This is a genomic window from Pedobacter sp., assembly GCF_041645105.1.
GTDB lineage: Bacteria > Bacteroidota > Bacteroidia > Sphingobacteriales > Sphingobacteriaceae > Pedobacter.
This window is the reverse complement of record NZ_JBAZQQ010000002.1, coordinates 421,306-436,475: the sequence shown is the minus strand read 5'-3', so window position 1 is coordinate 436,475 and position 15,170 is coordinate 421,306. Positions and strand designations below refer to the sequence as shown.

The window sequence follows — 15,170 nt, the reverse complement described above, 5'->3', positions numbered from 1 at the left end:
TAATTTTATCGGTATGAAAAATCAATACCCAGGGTTCTGACTTAATTTATTATTGGCACTAATCTCAGTCAAAGGGATTGGATAAAGTAATTGATAATCTCCTGCCCAAGGTTGCTTAGCTGGGATAGCAGAAAGTACATCATGGGCCCTTCCGGTTCTTTTGAGATCAAACCATCGATGTCCCCATTCTACGAATAGCTCTGTTCTTCTTTCCTTTTCAATGGCGGCTATAACCTCTGCCCTGGATAATGTTGCAGGTAGATTTTCTACACCTGCCCGTCGACGGATTACGTTTAAGTCATCGATCGCAAGTCCCAGTGGCCCACCATTCAACGTACGGGCTTCAGCTCTGATCAGGTATTGTTCTGCCAATCTCAATACCATGTAATATTCCGTAATCGGGCTGTCTTTTGATATTTGATCTCCCCCTTTCTTGTATTTATATGGAACATAGGCTTTTTCCCCATCTCTCATATAAGTGATTGTCCAGTCTTTTAATCTTTTATCATCATTTTCGAAAACCTGTAGCAGTTCGTCGGTAAATCTCAAAGGATAAATGGATCCTAACGAAACATCAGGTAAAAGGGTAAAGCCCTCAGGGGTTGATCTCCCTTTGATTGCTGAGGGATCGTTTTGCTGTAACTGCCAGATCGCCTCTGTACTATTCATCAGAAATACTTCATTCAGATCTTCCTTTAGCTGGAACAGGCCAGCTTGGTCGATAACTTCTCCGGCCTGAGCAGCTGCATTAGTATAGTCACCAGTATATAGATAAACCCTGGCCAGCATTGCTGTTGCTGCCCATTTGTTAGGAATAATCCGTTCTCCTGTTTTTGAATTGGAAAAATCAGTACCAAGAAGCGCTTTTGCCTCTTCGAGATCCTTTATGATTTGCTTATAAACCTCAGCTGAAGGCATTCTTTGCATCTGAACAGTCTGGTTGAAATCTACTGTCAGTACCAATGGAACATCTCCAAAAAAATTAACCAGATAAAAATAAGTGAAAGCCCGTATAAACTTAGCTTCTCCGGTTAATCTCTTCCTTGCTTTAGCCGTAAGGCCCTGAGAGGTTGAGGCTTCAATACCTTCTATCACATCATTGACTCCATAAATCGCCTTATAAGCTGAAGTCCACAATACTACAGGGGAATTGTCTCTCGTTAATTTATTTGTGCCAAATAAATCTACTGTTAAAGTCTTTAATTCGTCTGACGATACGCCACCCAGAACTGTACTATATCCTGAGGAGAATGATGAATATGCCGATGCACCAACACTTGTGCTATTAATCATAATAGAATATACACCTGCCATAGCAGAAGTGGCCTGATTATCGGTTGCAAAAACCTTATTTGTGGTGGTCGTATCGACCGGATCTGGAATGCTAATCAGTTTCTTACAGGAAGTACAAAACAATAACAGTAAGCCAGTCAGGCAGAAATATATTTTTATATTTTTAAATGTCATCTCTTTATCAATTAAAAGGTTAACGAAAGACCAAACAAATAGGTTTTGGCTGGCGGAAGTGCTCCAAACTGCTGTAAATCAGGATTAATTCCCTTAGCATTGGTGATTACAAAGATATTTTGAGCATTCATATACAACTTTAATGTCTCTGCACCTATTTTCTTCACAACCTTCTGGTCCAGGTCATACGAAATGGCCACATTTGACAGACGGATATAGGAAGATCTGACATATATCGCATCAGAGTTTGTATAATTATTATAATTCATATCCTGTAAAGTAGAAGGCTTTGGATATTTCGCCTGATCGCCTGGTTTTTTCCAGTAATTACCAATTACATCTGTCGGTACGTTAGACATAAATCCTAAGCCTTGCCCTGGATTAAGCCCTGGTTTTATCCCCATTTGATCTCTAAATTCAAAGAAACAACTCAAATTCAAATTTCCGTAGCTAAAATCACTACCCAATCCACCGTTAAACTTAGGACTCAGGTCTATTCTGACGTACTGATCATCATAGCCCAGACCAGGGGCCTTTCCGGAAATAACATCCAATACTCCATTTCTGTTATAGTCTTCAAAAGTATACTGACCGGTAAGCGGGTTTACGCCTGTATAATGATAAGCGTAAATGTTATTTACACTCTCACCTACTTTTAATTTAGTGGCGAAAGGGGAATTTTGGATATTGGGATAAGCCAGTAAGGTATTAAAGTTACGGGACCCATTGAATCTTAAGTTCCAGTTGAATTTATCCCGGCGCAACACATTTGCTGTAACAGAAATTTCCCAGCCACTATTCTGAATTAATGCAGGCCAGTTGGCAGTTACAAAGGGAAATCCGGTATACTCCGGCGTTGGATACTGAGTTAACTGGTTACCGCATCTATCACGATACAGTGCAGCTTCGAGGGTGATGTTATCTTCCAGAAAACCCATACTTAATGCCCCCTCAAGTTTTTTGTTTATCTGCCATCTGTAATTCTGATTAACAGCCTGGATACTCACTAATGGTTTAGTGCCATCATAGTCTGGCTGCAAAGCTACACCTCCCTGATCTGAGGACCATCTGGTCAGATATTGATAATCACCGATTTTATCACTACCCGTTAATCCGTAACTTCCTCTCAATTTCAGGAAACTAACAAAAGAAGGGAGTAGGTTTTTCATCCATTCCTCTTTAGAGGCAATCCATGCTGCACCCGCAGAACCAAAATTACCAAACTGCCTACCAGGACCAAAACGTGAAGAGCCATCCCGTCTTCCATTCAGATTAATGATATATTTATCTTCCCAGTTATAAGTAATACGACCAAAAACAGCTGCATATTTATAAAATCCTATATTTTCTTTGCTCATAGACATTGGCGCAAGCGTAATCGATTTTATAAAATCATCACTTTCATAGCCAAATCCGAACGTACTCCAGCCCTTGGTTGAATTTTTCTGCAAACTTGCCCCGGCTAAAACACTCAGTTGTCCATGTCCCAGTTTGGTATTGAAATTTATCTGTGGCTCTACAATGATGTTGTAATTGTCGTTTGTTCCGAAAAATGCTGATCCGGTGGGACTAGTTGATGGATCCTGAGCGGTTATCGGACTAAAGGCCTTATTGGTATTTGCACTTTTATTGTAGCCAACATTTGTAGATATCGATAAATTGTTGAGTATCGCATAACTGATGTTCAGGTTAGTGTTCAGCAGGTGTGTATCTGAATAAGCGGGCGTTTCCAGACCTGTAAAAGGATAACTATAAGTAAGTCCGGCCTTGGTCCATGGTTCATAATTCAACAATCCATCTTCGTTGTAAATATCTGGTGCATTGGGGGCTAAAGTAACCACATTTGGTGTAGAAGTATTGTTAATAGCAGTGTATGTATACATAGCCCCAAAGTCTATTTTCAGCTTCCTGTTTAAGGTGTTATGCCCTAAATTAAAAGCAATTCCTCCTTTTTGATTACTACCCTTACTAGTCAGGATCTCTGTCTGGCGACCATAATTTGCACTTAACCTAAATTGAGTCTGTATATCTCCGCCCGACAAAGTCATCATCGCATTGGTTTGTCTACCCACATTTCCCCATAACTTCTTTTGCCAATCGGTATATTTGGTCGTATCCCACAATTCGAGATCCGGCGCATTCAGGATATCGGGTTTGATATTGTCATTTTTAAATGCTTCTCTTCTTATTTGTAGGTATTGCTGTGTATTGAGCATATCCCAACGTTGCGTTACCGTACTGAAACCTTGCTCAACATTTGCTGAAAATTTAGTCGCTCCAACCTTACCTTTCTTAGTTGTGATCAGGATAACACCACTTGCACCTCTCGATCCATAGATCGCGGTAGCATCGGCATCTTTTAACACCTCTATACTTTCTATATCCCTTGGATTGATGTTATAAAACGGACTTTGTCCCCCGGTTGGTGTATATCCATTCTGGATAATTCCTGTAGACCCATCCTTATAATTAGACGTGCCTCCTACTTCCAGATTATTCATTGGAACACCATCAATAATATATAATGGATCAGAAATGAAATTCCCACTCAGTGTCTGTCGTCCTCTGATTTCAATTTTCACCGTGCTTCCCGCGTATCCGTTCGTCTGAGAAACAATCATTCCCGGCACTCGTCCTTGTAATGCCAATAAAGGGTTTTGAACAGGCTGTTTTTCAATATCCTTCGCAGAAACGGTTACGATATTACTTGTTGACAAGCGCCTGTTGGTTTTTCCATAAGCCATCACCTGAACTTCATCTAATTTAGAAGTACTCTGCTCCAGTTTTACCCCCAATAGATTGGAGTTTGCCTTCACTTCTTTGGTGACATAGCCCATAAATGAAATCTGTAAAACAGCATCTTCAGGAATATTTTTCATTGTGAATTGTCCACCGGTACCAGCTGTCGTGCTACGCTTTCCACCTTTAATAGTTACAGTTGCGCCTGGTAAAGGGTTATTTTGAGCATCAACAATAACCCCAAAAACGTCAATACCGGTAAAAACAGCTGCTATGCGATCTATAAATCCAGGTGTTTTCGCTTGTACTACAATTGATTTTTTAACTATAGAATAGGTTAAAGGAAGACCTTTAAAAACTTCTTTTAATGCTTCTTCCAAAGGAGCATTCTGCAATTTTACATCAATCTTTATTTTAGTCAGGTCTTCATTTTTCCAGAAAAAGCTGTAACCAGTTTGTTTTTCTATGGTAGAAAAAACGGTGGTTAATGTGGCATCTTTTTGCTGAATGGTTACATTTTGCGAGTATCCAATAGCCGATACCTGTACACAAGCAATAGTGATTATGAAAAAAATCAGTTTCATTACCATAATGATTTTATGCATTCGCCGCCCTGGTTTCATGGTAGCTTTCGCATATGAGTATAAATTCATACGTTTGTATTGTTTGGGTTTTGGATTTAATTTTCAGGAATTATTCATCGTTCCGATTTTATCGGATGAGGTTAGCCCAGGCAGTAGTCCGGAGAAAAGTGTCGAAGCCTTCTCCGGGCTTTTTTATTCCAGGTAAACCTTCAATAAGCTTAATCGCTTTGTTGTAAAGGTTTCTTCATCTTGGTTGTCTAGTTTAGTGGTTATTTATTCAGTTGATTGTTTTTAGCCAAAAAAGGCAATTTCAAGCTATTGCATAACTATAATTTTCTTTCCTTCGATTCTGAAGTGGACATTGCCACGTTCCAGGACCATTAATACTTCTGAAAGGGTATAACTTCTTTCGATTTTCCCATAGAACTGTTCATCTTTCACATTCCCTTCATACACTACCTCTACGTTGTACCAGCGGGCAATCTGCCGCATTAAAGTCCTGATATCCGTATGATCAAATTTAAATAAGCCATCTTTCCAGGCAACGGCACCTGCTGCATCAACCGGCTTCACAACAATCTGGTTATTTGCTGTTAAAATGGCTTGTTGGTTAGGCTTTATAAAGGTACCATTTACATTTACACTACCTTCAATGAGGGTAGTTTTAACATTTGGTTCATCTGCATAGGAATTAATGTTAAAATGTGTACCCAAAACCTCCACGACCTGTCCTTTGCTGATGACTTTAAATGGTTTAGATTTATTGTGTGCCACCTCAAAATACCCTTCTCCTGTTAATTCTACTATTCTGTCTGCACCTTTAAACACAGTTGGATATTTCAAAGCAGACGCAGCATTCAAGATAACTTTTGTTCTATCAGATAACATAACTGTATATTGCCCACCTCTTGGTGTAGCAATATTATTATATAATACAGACGCTCTGTTTCCCGCAGTTCCTTTGTACACCAACTGCCCATCGGTTGTTTTTTCGATGCGTGCATCATCTTCATTGGCTAACGCACCATTTTTGGCATCTGTTAATACAATTTGTTTCCCGTCAGCCAGGGTTAATATCGCTTTATTAGAACCCGCAGCAATGTCATTGTCTTTGGATGCATTTAAACCTCCAGGCTGAGTTCGATTGTGGTTTAAATAAAATAGTCCGGCTGCAATGACTAAGATGATCGAAGCTACCGCTGCAATGCGAGGCCATAGCTTAATGCTTTTGGTTGCAACAGCAGTGTATTGCTCCTGCAAGCCGGCATAGTTAAAAGTTGCTGTTCTAAGCGTTTTATCAATAGCATTAAAATCAATTTCTCCTTCTACAAGGCTGAGACTGTCAGATTTTTGCATGTACCAGTTCTCCAGCATCACCTTTTCTTCAGCTGTTGCCAATCCCTGATTATACCTTTGAACCAATTCTTTTGCCTGTTGTTTATTCATCCTTTTTGGAATTCATTTACAGGTAAACGGGCGAAACTGAAGTTGGGGGTAGAAGAATATTAAAATAATCTTAATTAGCGCATTAACATCAGAATTGTGATACTCAATCCCATATCATTAAGCTTAGGCTTAATCGCTTTTAGTGCATTCTGCACTTGTTTTTTAACGGTTTGCTCAGAGATATTTAATTTAGCAGCGATTTCTTTATGAGACAAGTCCTCTTTTCGGCTAAGTTCAAATATCTCTTTCATCTTGGGAGGCAACTTTTGAATTTCCCTTTCCAGGATTTCCAGAATCCGCTTTTCATCAATTGCATCTACTTTTTCGTTTAGCGGATCTGAAACGAAGCTGGCAATCTCTCCGATGTAATCACTACGAACCTTGTTTTTCTCAATAAGGTCAAATACTTTATTTCTTGCAGCAGTATACAATAAGCCTGCAATATTCAGGTTACTTTTTATGGAAGCTGCTTTTATCCATAAGTTACCAAAAACTTCCTGAACAATATCTTTGGCATCATCCTCGTCTCTAAGCATCTTATACACATGCGCATAGATGAGTTTCCAATGTCGGTTATAAATCTCGGTAAATGCAAGCTGATCCCTTTCTTTTAATAAAGAAGTCAATACTGTATCCGGAAGATTGCTGTAAACAGTTACCACACTTGTCCTCTTCTAAAGTTATCGGGTTTTTAATTCAAAAAACAATGTTAGTAAATTATACCGGAAATAACTGTGGATTTACTGAAATATGTATATTCAGGACATCGTCCCAGGTTCATGGCTGGATCCTAGCGGTCTATTCTTTCTTTTAGGTCTGATCACGAAATCATTCCTTCCCATATCCACCACTGAGGAAGTATCGCCGCTATCTTGTTCCTTTTCATTATTCAGCTCTTTTGTTTCTTTATAAACGGTTTTTCTATGGGCGTGCCTTTCTCGTGCTGCTTCGTTAGGGTCTTTTTCTTTAGATGCTACTTTTTTGTCCTCGGCTTTTTGTGTCCTTTTCATGGTCAGCGTTGTTTATCGTAACAAATCTTATCTGTTATATCATAAACAACGCTAATGCTTTTGTGTTTGAATTAAACCACTACATTCTTATCCACAATATCCTTTAACTTTTCCACTACATAATCCAATTCTGCTTTAGTATTATATTTACTGAAAGAGAAACGCACAGAAGGCCTGTTTGGATCAGTACCTATACCTGTAAGCACATGGGAACCAATGTTAGAACCAGATGAACATGCACTCCCCCCCGAAGCAGAAACACCATTAATATCAAGGTTAAACAACAGCATATCTGCCATATCCATTGCCGGAAAAGAAACATTTAATACTGTATACAAGCTTTTGTCCGCATCGGTCTCTCCATTAAATGTTATACCAGGAATTGTCGCACTTAGCGTTTCTTTCAGGTACGTTTTTAATCCCTGGATATGATTCTGATGTTCATCCATTTGTGCATAAGCCATTTCTAATGCTTTAGCCAATCCAACAATCCCATAAACATTTTCAGTACCGCCTCTCATATTTCGTTCCTGAGCACCGCCAAAAATCATAGGACTAATTTTAATAGCGTGATTTACAAACAGAAAACCAACTCCCTTAGGTCCATGCAGTTTATGAGCAGCACAAACGATAAAATGAGCTTTAAGCTTTCTCACATCATGAATATAATGCCCCATTGTCTGCACTGTATCACAATGATATATAGCGTTATAAGTTTCACAAAGATTCCCTACTCTTTCTATATCCGTTAACGTACCTATTTCATTATTAGCATGCATCAAGGATACAAAAGACCGGTCGTTATTCTTAAGTAATTCTTCCAGATGGTTGTAATCGACATTCCCCTTGTCATCAATATCTACGAAACTTAACTTATCAATTACACCTTGCTGTAGCAACATATCAAAGGTGTGCTCTACCGCGTGATGTTCTATTTTAGAAGTAATTGCATGCTTAATATTAAAAGCAGCAATACCACAACGAATAGCCGTATTATCTGCTTCTGTACCACCAGAAGTAAAAAATATCTCGGCTGGAGTAGCATTTAAAAGTCCAGCAACAGTCTTTCTCGCTTTTTCTATTAAAGTACGAACTTCTCGGCCCTGGGCATGAATTGAAGATGGATTTCCGTAATAATTGCTCATCACGTTTACCATCTCCGCCATCACATCCTTGTCTAAAGGAGTAGTGGCGGCATTATCTAAGTAAACCCGTTCCATTATAATAAGTTAGTTTTTTTGTTAATTCAGTTTTAATATTTCTTTGATATCCGAAATGATTTTTGTGGCCAATCCTTCGGCTACTGTTTCGGTACCAGCTTCACTATAAATACGGATAATAGGTTCGGTATTTGATTTACGCAAATGAACCCACTCCTTATCAAATTCAATTTTCAATCCATCAATCGTACTATGCGGTTGATCTTTATATTTTTCCTGAACTTTAATCAACAATGCATCGATATCCATTTCAGGTGTTAAAGTAATTTTATTTTTTGAGATATGGTATGCAGGATAACTCTGACGCAAAGCCGAAATAGACTTACCAAACTTAGCCAGATGAGTTAAAAACAAAGCAATACCTACCAAGGCATCACGTCCGTAATGTAATTCAGGGTAAATAATACCACCATTACCTTCTCCTCCAATCACTGCGTTCGTAGCTTTCATTTGGTTTACCACATTAACCTCTCCAACTGCAGAAGCATGATATGCTCCACCAGATAGTTCAGTTACATCTCTTAAAGCCCTTGTAGATGACAAGTTGGATACAGCATTTCCTGGAGTATTTTTAAGAATATAATCAGCAACTGCAACAAGTGTATATTCTTCACCAAACATTTCTCCATCCTCACAAACAAAGCACAAACGATCTACATCGGGATCAACTACAATCCCCAAATCTGCCTTTTCTCTTTGCACCACCTTTGCAATCTCCGTCAGGTTTTCAGGCAGAGGCTCTGGATTATGTGGAAAATGCCCATTAGGCTCACAATATAATTCATAAATCGTTTCTACACCTAGTGCTTTTAATAAAGCAGGTACAAATATCCCTCCTGTAGAATTAACACAATCAATTGCGACTTTAAAATTAGCTTTTTTTATAGCCTCTACGTCAACAAGTGGCAGGTCAAGTATAACATCAATATGTTTTTGCAGATATGTATCATTGCTGATTACTTTACCAAGACTATCAACATCAGCAAATTCAAATTCGGACTTTTCAGCGATCTCCAATACTTCTTTTCCATCTGCATCACTAATAAACTCACCTTTATCATTCAATAATTTAAGTGCATTCCATTGTTTTGGATTGTGACTTGCAGTTAAAATAATACCTCCACCAGCTTTTTCCATAGGAACAGCAATTTCAACTGTTGGTGTTGTAGACAGTCCCAAATCTATCACTTCAATACCTAAGCCTTGCAAAGTTCCAATGACCAGGTTGTTCACCATCTCACCAGAAATTCTGGCATCTCGACCAAGAACTATCTTTTTTATATTGGTTCTGTTGATTACCCATGAGCCGTATGCTGCAGTAAATTTAACAATGTCTATGGGCGTTAAACCATTGCCGGCAATGCCGCCAATGGTGCCCCTGATACCGGAGATTGATTTTATTAGTGTCAAGTTATAGAAGTTATAGAGTTTGCTCCAAAAATAAGAAAAAAACATAGAACCAATATTTAACTTTGGTCATTATTATCACAAATGCACTTAAATTGCATTTACTATATAATTATTATCATCGGTTGCAGAGCAAAACACTATATTTGTCTTTTTCTAAACATCAAAAATACTAGCTCTATGCAGCGTAAATGGTTTCAATATTGGTTCAACTCTCCCTATTATCACATTCTTTATAGCCAACGTGATGATGCTGAGGCTGAATACTTAATTGATAACCTTTCCGTCTATTTAAAACCTACGGTAAATTCAAGAATACTAGATATTGCTTGTGGAAGAGGTCGCCATGCCATTTACCTGAATAAAAAGGGATATGACGTAACAGGAATAGACCTTTCCGAACAAAGTATTAAGTATGCTCAACAATTTGAACAAAAGCACCTGCACTTTTTTGTTCATGACATGAGGAAACTATGCTTTATCAACTACTTTGATATCGCCTTGAATCTTTTTACCAGTTTTGGCTATTTCGACACTGAGAAAGATCATGTAAATGCTTTAAAATCATTCAGAAAAGGCTTGAAAGCAGATGGCACTTTAGTTTTAGATTACTTCAATACGCAAAAGATCATTAAAAATCTTACTCAAAATGAGGTCAAAACTGTTGAAGGAATTGAATTCCATCTCAATAAGTTTGTCTCTAATGGCAAAATAATAAAACATATTAATTTTGAGCACCGTGGCAAACCTTATGCCTTCGAAGAGCGTGTACAGGCATTTGAACTTGCTGATTTTGAAAGAATGCTGACAAAAAGTGGTTTGCAAATTAGCGCTACATTTGGAAGTTATTCACTGGAAGAATTTGATGAAAATAAATCTGAGCGTTTAATTTTAATTTGCAAAAAAGCATGATAGAGAGCTTACAGCACTTTGATGTAGAGCTTTTTCTAAAAATCCATAGAGGAATGGCCAACCCATTCTTTGACTGGTTATTACCTTTAATGCGCAACAGATATTTCTGGGCTCCACTTTACTTGTTTATCATCATTTTTTGCTTTATTGAATACAAGAAAAAAGGAGCTTATATTATCGGAATGATGCTGGTAACTTTTGCAATGGGTGATATGCTAGCTTCAAGAATTATCAAGCCCTTGGTTGCCCGAATCAGGCCATGCAATGAAATTACCTTAGTTGACGAGATTATACGCCGGGTGCCTTGTGGAAGTGGATACAGCTTTCCATCTGCCCATGCAACCAATCACTTTGCTATTGCAATATTTCTGATCTTTGTTTTCTATGACAAATGGAAACCCGTTCTCCCTATCGGTCTGGCATGGGCATTTATCATATCTTTCTCTCAAATATATGTTGGGGTTCACTACCCAATAGATACCATGGTGGGAGCAGTTCTGGGTACTGCAATAGGCCTTACAACATCAAAAATTTATAAAAAAATACAACCACAATCAGAATGGAAATCTGGAAATTAGTCATGTTATTTTTCAGTGCTTTTTTAGGAGGTACTGCAATCTTTTTAGTTAAAAGTGACAAATCACAATTACTCAAATTAATTCTTTCCTTTAGTGGGGCTTACTTATTTGCTATTACGGTGCTACACCTCATCCCCGAAGCATATAGTGGCGCAGATCATCATGATATTGGGATATTCATTCTAATCGGTTTCTTACTGCAGATATTATTAGAGCAATTTTCGCAAGGTGTTGAACATGGACATATTCATAAACACGATGACAGTAAAGTTTTCCCTTATGGAATTATGATCAGTTTATGTCTACATGCTTTTCTTGAAGGCATGCCACTTGCAAAAGACCAGCATAACGCATTAATTTATGGTATTTCACTACATCATATCCCTGCTGCTTTTGCGCTTGCAAGTATCCTACTGCAAAGTAAATTTAACAGAAACAGCGTAATTTTCTATATCAGCATATTTGCAGCTATGGCACCACTTGGTTTTTATGTAAGCTACGGCTTGAGCAATGGAAGTATTGGAGGCGTTGAAGCTTATTTTAATAAGATCATGGGTATTGTGATTGGTATATTCCTACATATTTCTACCACAATTCTGTTTGAATCTAGTGTCGACCACAAGGTCAGTAAACGTAAAATGATTGCGGTATTATGTGGTGTTGGAATTGCCCTTATTGGTTTTTATACCTCAGGGCATAGTGGCCATGCGCACTAACCCCTAAATTTATCCAGAAGTATGTTTAATTGAGTGGCTTCTTCAATCGACAAATTAGGAGCCACCATTGCTGATAAATCTACTTCCATGTCAATTTTTTTAAGTAATAACAGACCTTTTCTTGTAATTACAACATCCACAGAACGTTTATCTGTAACACTAGTTGATTTCAATACAAGTCCTTTCTGAACCAGACGATCCACAATCCTTGAAGCATCACTCATTTTATCAAGCATCCTTTCTTTCAAGGTGTTTACACTACAAGGTGTAGGATTCTGTCCCCTTAAAATCCTTAGAATATTAAACTGTTGTATTGTGATGTCATATGGAGACATCGTCTTTTTCATATGAGTATGACACCAGGTATAAGTAAAAAACACATTTACTATAGCCTGTTGATGTGCACTTTCAAACTTGGAAATTTTTAATTCTTTCTGCAAATCCATTATTTCTGTTGTTTACCATCATTAGGGTATTTCCCTTTTACTTTACCATAATTCCAGGGACAATGTTTACATTTATTTTTACAACAAAAGCCACGTTTTAGGTGATACGCTTTTGTAAACACCATTAAACCCTCGTCGTTAAAATAATAGTCGTCCCCTTCAGTCATCAGTTTAGCAATTTAACGACCAAACTTCCTTCAAAGTAATTTTTCAGCTGTACCCCACTTCCATGATTCGTCCATATTTCGGATGGTTTAACCATTTTAGCAGTAAAAAGAATATCATTCCAATCAGCATGATCAGAGATATACAATTGCATTTCATTATTATTCTGAAGATGCTTCCATCCAGTAGCAAACACTCTAATCACGTTAATGGCTTTAAAATAACTTCTAAAGACCATCGGGGGGACTAAATAAATCATATTGCTGGGATTATTTTTCATCACCTTACGATCGTACATTTCATATCGCCCCAAGTTTATGCCCATTTGTTCATATATTTTAACAAAAGGCAGCATACTATGATGAACCAATATCCTTTTTTCTATACAATGATCATTCACTAAACTAATCAATCGCTGGCATTTACCCAAAGCATAAGCTCCTAACATAATGTTAGTTTGCGTACTATTCAGTTTTAAGATTTCTTCTTCAGCAACTGGATGCTGAGTACCTGGATCGGCAAAAGTAGTTTCTGTAATAAGTACATCAGCCTCAACAAATTCGATAGGTTCACATGTTTTATCAGGCTGAAGTTTATAATCCCCAGTATAAAGATACTTGACACCTTTATACTCCATTAATACCTGAGCAGAACCCAAAATATGTCCAGCTGGTATAAAGCTGATCCTAACACCATTCATATCAAAAACTTCATGATAAGCTTTGATATGAAACTCATTACCTGCAAACTTCCTATATCTGTGTTTCATAAATAAAGCAGTAGCTTCAGTACAAAACACATTTAAATTACCACCAATTGCATGGTCACCATGTGCATGAGAAATCACAGCATTTTTCACAATCTCTTTAGGATCCAAATAAAAATCCCCATAACTACAAAACAAACCTGTTTTGTTTAACACAATAAAATCATCGAGTATCATTCAGAAATATTTAAAAACAGTTGATGTAACCTTGTCACTTGAATGATCAATGAATCTGTTTCGTTGTTATAAATAATATGGTCAGCCTTTTTTATTTTCTCTTCATCAGACATCTGTTTGTCCATCCGAGCCTTTACGAGTTCTGCCGTTACCCCATCACGTTGCATTACTCTTTGAATTTTTATTTCTTCCGGAGCAATAACAAGTAAATTCTGATCACACATTTTGTATGATCCACTTTCAAATAATAGAGCCGCTTCTTTTAAAACATATGGAACAGATTGAGGAATCGCCTTTACCCATTCATCAAAAGCACGGAATACTGCCGGATGCACCAGTTCATTTAACCTGGCCAGTTCCTTAGCATTATGGAATACAATACCCGCTATGTGTTTATTATTTAATAATCCATCCTTGCTGTAACTTTCTATCCCAAAAGCCTTCTTTACTCCTTCTATCAAAATCTCGTCAGTCACCATAATCTGCTTGGCAACAGTATCCGCATAAAACACCGGAATTCCTAATGTTTCGAATATCCTGCAAATGGTTGTCTTTCCACTTCCTATTCCTCCTGTTATCCCTATCTTCAGCATTACTTTTCAATAATAAAATCAACTTTCCCAGGTGTAATTGCTACCATCTTACAATAATCAGGGAAACGAACCACCTTAACCCTTAATTTATTATGCTTTAATTCTTTCCACTCGTTCATATCGACCACAGCCTCAATAAATTCTTCATTAACCTGGTTGTATTTAGACAGTGCTACCAAAAAAGTAACCTTTACCTTCCTTGGGTACAGTTTTACACTATAATATTCCCTATTATTAATTACCTTAAGGGGAATATCAAGAACCTTTTCTGTAAACTCATCAACAGGAACCTTCACTTCAACACTTGCTGGAAAAATGCTCACATTTTTCATCTTGCTCTGCATCATTGGAACAACCTTTTTTGAAGTATACTGTATATCATCAAGAGTAAGCGAATCTGTCTTCCATTCTTTAATCTTATGCAATTCCTCCTCCGGTCCAGAAATAGTAACATAATCTGGCGTAATTTCAATAGGATCTGAGATTCCATACTGCTTTACAAATCCGATCTCAGATTGCAGCTTTACGGGTACTCTTTTCACCGTTTTCTCTGAAAAGTCGAAATACAAGGTATCTGGTTTTACAGATATAATTTTTTGTGAAGTTTCAAGCTGATCATTAACATTATATAACTGCTCAGAAAAAAGGATAAAATTTCTATTATTTAACTTTTCAAGACTGATAGATATAGACTGAGGTTTGATCCTTAACCGCGCAAACAACAACTGCCACCCGGTACCCTCTACTTTTAAATCTACTGTATCTGACTGTAATGGGTGGAATGCTTTTTTCTGGGGGATATTATTATACTTTAAAACAGTCTTTACAGTATAAGGGTATTTATTATCTAATGCCATAAACAACCATGCTGCAATTGCTATAAGCATACAGGTAGTTAAAACGAGGATTCGCTTCCGCTCTACTTTTGTCAGTTTTATAAAGGG

General features: G+C 37.6%; 15 protein-coding genes. 3 read left to right on the top strand and 12 right to left on the bottom strand.

The window, feature by feature from the left end:
- Positions 1-21: 21 nt before the first annotated feature.
- The 7 genes from WC623_RS08090 to glmM form a co-directional block, all read right to left on the bottom strand.
- Positions 22-1,467: a RagB/SusD family nutrient uptake outer membrane protein gene (locus WC623_RS08090; protein ID WP_372849778.1), complete on the bottom strand. Its 1,446-nt coding sequence runs from the start codon at positions 1,465-1,467 to the stop codon at positions 22-24.
- 11 nt (positions 1,468-1,478) lie between these two features.
- Complete coding sequence (locus tag WC623_RS08085) at positions 1,479-4,859, bottom strand: SusC/RagA family TonB-linked outer membrane protein (protein WP_372849776.1); 3,381 nt, start codon at positions 4,857-4,859, stop codon at positions 1,479-1,481.
- Positions 4,860-5,105: 246 nt separating this feature from the next.
- A complete protein-coding gene (locus tag WC623_RS08080; RefSeq protein ID WP_372849774.1) occupies positions 5,106-6,236 on the bottom strand; it encodes a FecR family protein in 1,131 nt (376 codons plus the stop codon).
- A gap of 74 nt (positions 6,237-6,310) precedes the next feature.
- Complete coding sequence (locus WC623_RS08075; RefSeq protein WP_372849772.1) at positions 6,311-6,898, bottom strand: RNA polymerase sigma factor; 588 nt, start codon at positions 6,896-6,898, stop codon at positions 6,311-6,313.
- Between the two features lie 96 nt (positions 6,899-6,994).
- Positions 6,995-7,246, bottom strand: a complete 252-nt coding sequence (locus tag WC623_RS08070; RefSeq protein WP_372849770.1) for a hypothetical protein — start codon at positions 7,244-7,246, stop codon at positions 6,995-6,997.
- Between the two features lie 71 nt (positions 7,247-7,317).
- Positions 7,318-8,466, bottom strand: coding sequence for a cysteine desulfurase family protein (locus WC623_RS08065; RefSeq protein ID WP_372849768.1), 1,149 nt, complete (start codon positions 8,464-8,466; stop codon positions 7,318-7,320).
- Between the two features lie 21 nt (positions 8,467-8,487).
- Entirely contained in the window at positions 8,488-9,876 is a 1,389-nt protein-coding gene (gene glmM, locus WC623_RS08060; RefSeq protein WP_372849766.1) for a phosphoglucosamine mutase, read from the bottom strand.
- A gap of 177 nt (positions 9,877-10,053) precedes the next feature.
- Between glmM and WC623_RS08055 the strand changes: the two genes are divergently transcribed.
- Genes WC623_RS08055 through WC623_RS08045 form a run of 3 tightly spaced genes read left to right on the top strand, consistent with a single transcriptional unit; the run spans position 10,054 to position 12,079 of the window.
- Positions 10,054-10,785, top strand: a complete 732-nt coding sequence (locus tag WC623_RS08055) for a class I SAM-dependent methyltransferase (RefSeq protein ID WP_372849764.1) — start codon at positions 10,054-10,056, stop codon at positions 10,783-10,785.
- A complete protein-coding gene (locus WC623_RS08050) occupies positions 10,782-11,363 on the top strand; it encodes a phosphatase PAP2 family protein (protein WP_372849762.1) in 582 nt (193 codons plus the stop codon). The genes WC623_RS08055 and WC623_RS08050 overlap by 4 nt, the downstream gene beginning before the upstream one ends.
- Complete coding sequence (locus WC623_RS08045; protein WP_372849760.1) at positions 11,345-12,079, top strand: ZIP family metal transporter; 735 nt, start codon at positions 11,345-11,347, stop codon at positions 12,077-12,079. Before WC623_RS08050 ends, WC623_RS08045 begins: the two co-directional genes overlap by 19 nt.
- Here WC623_RS08045 and WC623_RS08040 read toward each other — a convergent pair.
- Genes WC623_RS08040 through WC623_RS08020 form a run of 5 tightly spaced genes read right to left on the bottom strand, consistent with a single transcriptional unit; the run spans position 12,076 to position 15,113 of the window.
- Entirely contained in the window at positions 12,076-12,525 is a 450-nt protein-coding gene (locus WC623_RS08040; RefSeq protein WP_372849758.1) for a MarR family winged helix-turn-helix transcriptional regulator, read from the bottom strand. The two genes, WC623_RS08045 and WC623_RS08040, sit on opposite strands and share 4 nt — an antisense overlap.
- Positions 12,525-12,692, bottom strand: coding sequence for a DUF5522 domain-containing protein (locus WC623_RS08035; RefSeq protein ID WP_372849756.1), 168 nt, complete (start codon positions 12,690-12,692; stop codon positions 12,525-12,527). Before WC623_RS08035 ends, WC623_RS08040 begins: the two co-directional genes overlap by 1 nt.
- Positions 12,692-13,633 carry an exonuclease gene (locus WC623_RS08030; protein ID WP_372849754.1) on the bottom strand — a complete coding sequence of 314 codons (942 nt, stop codon included), beginning with the start codon at positions 13,631-13,633 and terminating at the stop codon, positions 12,692-12,694. Before WC623_RS08030 ends, WC623_RS08035 begins: the two co-directional genes overlap by 1 nt.
- Positions 13,630-14,226, bottom strand: a complete 597-nt coding sequence (coaE, locus tag WC623_RS08025) for a dephospho-CoA kinase (protein ID WP_372849752.1) — start codon at positions 14,224-14,226, stop codon at positions 13,630-13,632. The genes WC623_RS08030 and coaE overlap by 4 nt, the downstream gene beginning before the upstream one ends.
- Entirely contained in the window at positions 14,226-15,113 is an 888-nt protein-coding gene (locus WC623_RS08020; protein ID WP_372849750.1) for a CdaR family protein, read from the bottom strand. Before WC623_RS08020 ends, coaE begins: the two co-directional genes overlap by 1 nt.
- Between the last annotated feature and the right edge of the window lie 57 nt (positions 15,114-15,170).